This window comes from Acinetobacter entericus (assembly GCF_026168575.1).
GTDB lineage: Bacteria > Pseudomonadota > Gammaproteobacteria > Pseudomonadales > Moraxellaceae > Acinetobacter > Acinetobacter bouvetii.
Genome location: NZ_JAPEQW010000091.1, coordinates 1 through 1,571, shown reverse-complemented (window position 1 = coordinate 1,571; position 1,571 = coordinate 1). Strand labels below are relative to the sequence as shown.

Sequence of the window (1,571 nt, the reverse complement as noted above, 5' to 3'; positions counted from 1 at the left end):
GGCGCATGTATTTGAACAGCAATTTTCATTTGAGTGGGATAAAGGGCTTGAGTTTATTACCGCATCGGATATTGCGTGGGAAAAAGCAAAGGCGATTCACTATCGAAAGCATCCAGTTCAGCCTTGGCCACAACCTGAAATTCCCGAATATATCGGCAGCACTGATTTAAATTTTATCTGCGTTTGTCATGAAATAGATTCTCATAACATTGTGCTGAATTTTGGATCAGATGAATGCATACCCGCAATTCCAAATAAAAATTGGTGGCATATTATGAATAATTTATCTGTAACACGCCTTGATAATGGCGAGGAAATACGTGCGCTGGATGGTAATTACAGCACAGACCGAAACAGCTGGTGCTGGTCATACAGCTTGACTGTACCCGCATCTGAAATCGTCAAATTGAGCTCTATTGATGGGCAGCCGGTTATTTTAAGAATCATGGTGAATGGCAATGAACATCATATGCTGCTTGAAAGCCGGACACGGTCGCGAAAGTTTGCGCAAGATGCTTTTAATCTAATTGGCCGCAGTCAAAGCGCGCTGCTCGATGCGCCTTACGCCCCGACACGGTCATTTCTACAAGAGAATGAGCGTACTGCGCGTCAACTCTGTCAAGCTGAACTAGATCGTGTAAATAGCCCGATACAGCTGAACTGGCAGCTTATTGACGAGCTGAGTTGGATTTTGCCGGTGAACAGCCTCAGCTATTCAAATCTCACACCGATTGCAGTGATCAAGATGATTGCTGAAAGTGCCGGCGGGTTTGTCTACAGTGAAAAAAGTGGCCAAGTGCTGACAGTGAAACCGAAATACAAAAAGACTTTTTGGGACTCAATTGCTGTTAATGATTTTGACCGACTGATTCCGCTCAGTATTACCATGAGTCAAACTATCGATGATGCACTATTCCCGGACTACAACGGCATTACACTCACAAATGATCGTACTGGCTTAACAGGACAAGTGAGGCGAACCAGGACCAGTGCAGATGTGCTGCAAGAAACAGTCAATAACCCATTATTCACATTGGAAAGCATGGGTGGCTATGGAAAAACGGCTTTGGCTAAAGCTGGCATGGTTGAAACACACACTTTGCAGTTACCTGTTGAAAATGAAATCGGTGAATGTTTACCAGGGGAATTGACGGGCTTTGATGCGCAATGGCGGGGGATAACTGATGCAGTATCAGTGTCATTTTCACATGCTGTTGTCAATCAAACTGTGAAAGTTGAGCGCGTAAATCATGAGTAATGCATTACAGCGTTTAATTAGTTTATTACCGAGTGATGCAGAGTTTGTCGGCACTGTTCAGAGCGCAGACCACCCAAACTATAAAGTTCTTGTTATTGACGGGTCAGGCTTGGTGATGTGTACTAGCGCTACAAAATACGCACTCGACGCGCGAGTATTTGTTGTGGGAAATGAAATTAAAAGGGGTGCACCGGATGGGCCGGTGCTGCAAATAGAAGTCTGAGCTTACAAATAAATCCACAGCACCTTCGGGTGCTTTTTTATTGCTAAAAATTAGGGGAAATTAATGGACGACTTCTCAAAACAAGTCGCT

Annotated in this window: 1 protein-coding gene and 1 pseudogene; both read left to right on the top strand. The window is 44.1% G+C overall.

From position 1 onward, the window contains the following. Positions 1-1,258 (top strand): annotated as a pseudogene (locus OKC24_RS19620) (hypothetical protein); the annotation flags it as partial. Further along, complete coding sequence (locus tag OKC24_RS19615; RefSeq protein WP_265466280.1) at positions 1,251-1,481, top strand: hypothetical protein; 231 nt, start codon at positions 1,251-1,253, stop codon at positions 1,479-1,481. The pseudogene OKC24_RS19620 and the gene OKC24_RS19615, both read left to right, overlap by 8 nt. Positions 1,482-1,571 lie beyond the last annotated feature (90 nt).